Origin of the sequence: Halorubrum sp. Ea1 (assembly GCF_002252965.1) — an archaeon.
Classification (GTDB): Archaea; Halobacteriota; Halobacteria; order Halobacteriales; family Haloferacaceae; genus Halorubrum.
Map to the genome: position 1 here is coordinate 1 of NZ_NHPG01000098.1, position 4170 is coordinate 4170.

Annotated in this window: 4 protein-coding genes; all 4 read left to right on the forward strand. The window is 69.3% G+C overall.

Features of this window, described 5'->3' with window-relative positions:
* The first annotated feature begins 307 nt into the window (after window positions 1–307).
* Entirely contained in the window at window positions 308–796 is a 489-nt protein-coding gene (locus DJ73_RS11725) for a TlpA disulfide reductase family protein (protein WP_094524296.1), read from the forward strand.
* Window positions 793–1497, forward strand: coding sequence for a cytochrome c biogenesis CcdA family protein (locus DJ73_RS11730; RefSeq protein WP_094526968.1), 705 nt, complete (start codon window positions 793–795; stop codon window positions 1495–1497). The genes DJ73_RS11725 and DJ73_RS11730 overlap by 4 nt, the downstream gene beginning before the upstream one ends.
* Before the next feature lie 69 nt (window positions 1498–1566).
* The gene (locus DJ73_RS11735; protein WP_094558042.1) at window positions 1567–2364 is read left to right on the forward strand and encodes a DUF3179 domain-containing (seleno)protein; all 798 of its coding nucleotides are present in this window, start codon (window positions 1567–1569) and stop codon (window positions 2362–2364) included.
* A 188-nt stretch (window positions 2365–2552) separates the two neighbouring features.
* Window positions 2553–4170, forward strand: a 1618-nt coding sequence (locus tag DJ73_RS11740; RefSeq protein WP_254921640.1) for a globin-coupled sensor protein, incomplete at its 3' end; no start/stop codon positions are given.

Below are 4170 nucleotides of genomic sequence, written 5' to 3' on the forward strand. Positions count from 1 at the left end.
CCGCCGACCTCGTCGCCGATAACGTCGACCTCGCGGCGCTGGGGGTGGGCGAGCGCGAGTGACCGCGACTCGTCGGCGGAAACCGCGTCGTGTAATCCGATGACCGCGTCGGGGTCACTGTTCGAGCGCTCGCTCGACGTCGAAGCCGGCGCCGGTCGACGCGAAGTTCGCGGAGCTCGCGGCCACGAGCGCGAGAGCGGACGGCGGGACCGAACCGGAGTGGTAACGACGCCGAGAGAGCCACTGCTGTGTATCGACGGGCCACGACCGGCGAAAAACTAATTAGCGCGATATCGTGCTGGTCGGTATGCCGTCCCGTCGCAGATTCCTCGCCGGGGGACTCGCTGCTGCCGCGACGGGGATAGCCGGATGCATCGGTACGTCCGCGGACGAGACCTCAGCGCTCGACACCTTGGCCGTCGCGGGTTCGCCGGGCGGCTCGGTTCGGGTCGCCCCGGTCGACGACGTGGTATTGCTCGACTTCTGGGCGACGTGGTGTGCGCCCTGCGAGCCGCAGATGACCGAACTCCGTCGCATCGAGCGGGAGTATCCCGCGGTCCACATGCTCTCGATAACGAACGAGGCGGACGAGGCGGCCGTAGAGCGGTTCTGGCGCGACAACGAGGGGACCTGGCCGGTCGCGACGGATCCGGACCTGCGCGTGTCCGAGCGATACGACGTGACACGGATCCCGACGTTGATCGCGCTCGATACCGAGAACGCGGAGGTCTGGCGCCACAGCGGGTTGGCAGCCGCTGACACCATCGCCGACGCCCTTGACGACGCCGGCGCATGAGTCAGTTGGCGCCGCTTCGTCTGGGGTTCGCGTTTTCGGCCGGTGTGGCGACGTTTTTCGCCCCGTGTGCCTACCCGCTGTTGCCCGGCTACATCGCGTTCTACCTCGGCGACGCGGCGGGCGACGCACCGGCGGGGGTTCAGCTCCGACGGGCGGGGCTCGTGGCCGCCCTCACCAGCAGCGGCATGCTCGTCGTCTACGCCGCATTGGCCCTCCTCGTGGCCGTTGTCGGGACGGAACCGCTGTCGAACCTCGCCGCCCTAGAGCTGGTGGTGGGCGCCGGACTGGTCGCCCTCGGAGGCGCCGTCGCGACCGGCCGGTACGGCGTCTCCGCGGTGCATATCCGACTGCCGGCCCGTCGTCGGTCCAAGAGCGGCTTCCTGCTGTTCGGCGTCGTCTACGCGGCGGCGGCCGCGGGGTGTACCGCGCCCGTGTTCGTCGGCCTCGCCGGCGTCGCGTTCAGTGCCGGTCCCGTGGGCGCGATCACCGTCTTCGCCGCCTACGCGACCGGAATGGTCCTCCTGATGGTCGCCGTCACGGGAGCGACCGCGCTCGGCTACGACCGGCTCGTCACGCGGCTCGCCGACAGTGGCAACCGGTTCGAACGGCTCACCGGGGCGTTGCTGGCACTCGCCGGACTGGCCCAGCTCTACCTCTTCTTTTTCCGGTACGGCGGGCTGTCGCTGCTCGGTCTCGGCTGAGCGCGGCGGTGGTGCGGCGGCGGAACACGTCGGCGTATGAGTTTTGCGCACGCGGTTCCTGAGGCCGCCATGGACCGCCGTTCGCTCCTCTCGGCGCTCGGGCTGGGGATGAGTGGCTTCGCCGGGTGCGGCGGTGCCGTCGATAGCGAACAGTCCGAGACGCCGACCGACGATGGCCCCGACCGAAACGCGAGTGCGATGGCCGAATACGGCATTCCGTCTACGATCTGCGAGGAGGAGATCAGAGCCGATCCCGGTATCGCCGCCATCACCGACCCGGCCTTCGGTCCCGACTGGGACGAGATAACCCCGGCCCCCGAGTATCGCTTCGACGATGCGACGACGCTCAGCGCCGAACAGACGGTCATCGGGCTGGAGGGCCCCGACGGAACGCGGGCGTACCCGTTGGCGGTCCTCTACATTCACGAGATCGTCAACGACGCGTTCGGGCGGACCGATAGCGGTGAGCGTCGACCGGTGATCGTCACGTACTGTCCGATCTGCCGCAGCGGCCTCGTCGCCGACCGGCGACTCGACGGCGAGCCGACCACGTTCCTGGTTTCCGGCCTGCTCTGGCAGCCCGAGTCCATCCGGCAGGCCGCGAGCGAACGGGACAACCGGACGTTCGGTGCCGGACGGACGGGCGGGGAGACCGACCTAGCCCGAGGTGGCAACCTCGTGATGTACGACGAGGCGACGCTGAGCTACTGGAGCCAGATCCTCGGGGAGGCCATCTGCGGTCCCGAGGCGGGCGACCGGCTGCCGATCGTCTCGTCGACGGTGACCACTTGGGGCGAGTGGCGGAGCGAGCACCCGGGGACCGACGTTCTCCTGCCGCCGCCGCACTCGGAGACCGTCGATAGCTGAGTCGCCGCGTCCGGGGCCACGTCGACGTCTGCCGGGGCGAACCGAGGCGGTCTCAGACCGCGAGAATCCGGGGCGAGATTGTTTATTATCGCCTTCCTCTCTCCGCGGTCCGGTCGTTGCCCTCGAAACGTATCAGTCCTGAAAAACGGACGCACAACGTTATATTCCACCGACGTGCGGGCGACGGTATGAGTAAGTCCGGCGAGTACGGGAGCGGAGACTTCGGACGGGGCGAACTGAGCGCCGGTGTGGACGCCGCGGCGCTGGTGGACGACATCGGGCTCGACGCCGAGGAGATCCGGTGGCGCAAGGAGTTCGTCGGCTTCGACGAGGACGACAAACGCCGGCTGAGCCGGTACGAGGAGGCGTTCGCGGAGAACGCCGATCGGATCGCGGAAGACTTCTACGAGAATCTCACCGGTCACGAGCAGACCGTCGACGTCATCGGCCGCTCGGATAAGGGGATCGACCAGCTCAAGCGGACGCAGTCGGCGTACCTCGTGACGCTCGCGGGCGGCGACTACGGTGAGGAGTACTTCGAGGACCGGGCGCGGATCGGGAAGATCCACGACGTGCTGGAGATGCCGATGAAACACTACCTCGGCCAGTACGGCGTGTACTACGACCTCATTCTCCCGCTCATCGGCGACCGGCTCGTCGACTCGCTCACGGACCGGCTGTCGGGCGGGGCGGACGGGGTGACGCCGAGCGCACCGGACGACGCTGACGGCGGGGCCGTCGACGCCGAGACCGAGGCGGCGATAGAAGCGGAAGTCGACGACGCGATCGAGGACCTCCTCTCCGTCCTCCGGATCGTCAACCTCGACATGCAGGTCGTCACGGACACGTACATCCACTCGTACAACGAGAGGCTCTCGAAGGAGATCGAGCGGAACGAGCGCCTGATGGCCGAGGTGGAAGACGAGGTCCGGGAGCCGCTGGGCGACCTCCGGGAGTCGGCGTCGGACGCCGCCGACAGCGCCGCCGCGGTCGACGACGCCTCCGAAGAGCAGTCGCAGCGGGTGGCGGAGATCTCCTCGGAGGTGTCGAACCTCTCGGCGACGGTCGAGGAGGTGGCATCGACCGCCGACGAGGTCGAACGGACGAGCGGCCGAGCGGAGTCGCTGGCGGACGACGGGCGCGCGGCGGCCGACGACGCCGCGGCGGCCATGGACGACATCGGCGCCGCCGTCGACGAGGTGGCCGACGACGTCGAATCGCTCCAAGACCGCGTCGAGGAGATCGACGAGTTCGTCGACGCGATCAACGGGATCGCCGACCAGACCAACCTGCTCGCGTTGAACGCCTCGATCGAGGCGGCCCGCGCGGGCGACGCCGGCGCCGGCTTCGGTGTCGTCGCCGACGAGATCAAGTCGCTCGCGGAGGAGTCGCAGCGACACGCGAGCGACATCGAATCGATGGTCGACGGGATCCGGACCGACACCGAGGACACCGTCGGGAGCCTCTCGGAGACGACCGAGCGGGTCGACGACGGGAGCGAGCGAGTCGGCGACGCGACGGAGAGCCTCGCCGCCATCGCCGAGGCGGTGACGGAGACGGCGGACGGCATCGACGAGGTCTCGGACGTGACCGACGAGCAGGCCGCCGCCGCCGAGGAAATCGCCGCCACGGTCGACGAGGTGGTCCGGCAGTCGAACCGCGTCTCCGACGAGATGCGGGAGCTGGCGGCCGAGAGCGAGCGTCAGGCCGAGACGGTCGAGGAGGTGGAACGCGCCGTGCGCCGGTTGGGTACGGGCGACGACGTCGGGGGAGTCGGGAGCGCCGACGACGACGGGGGCGACGGGG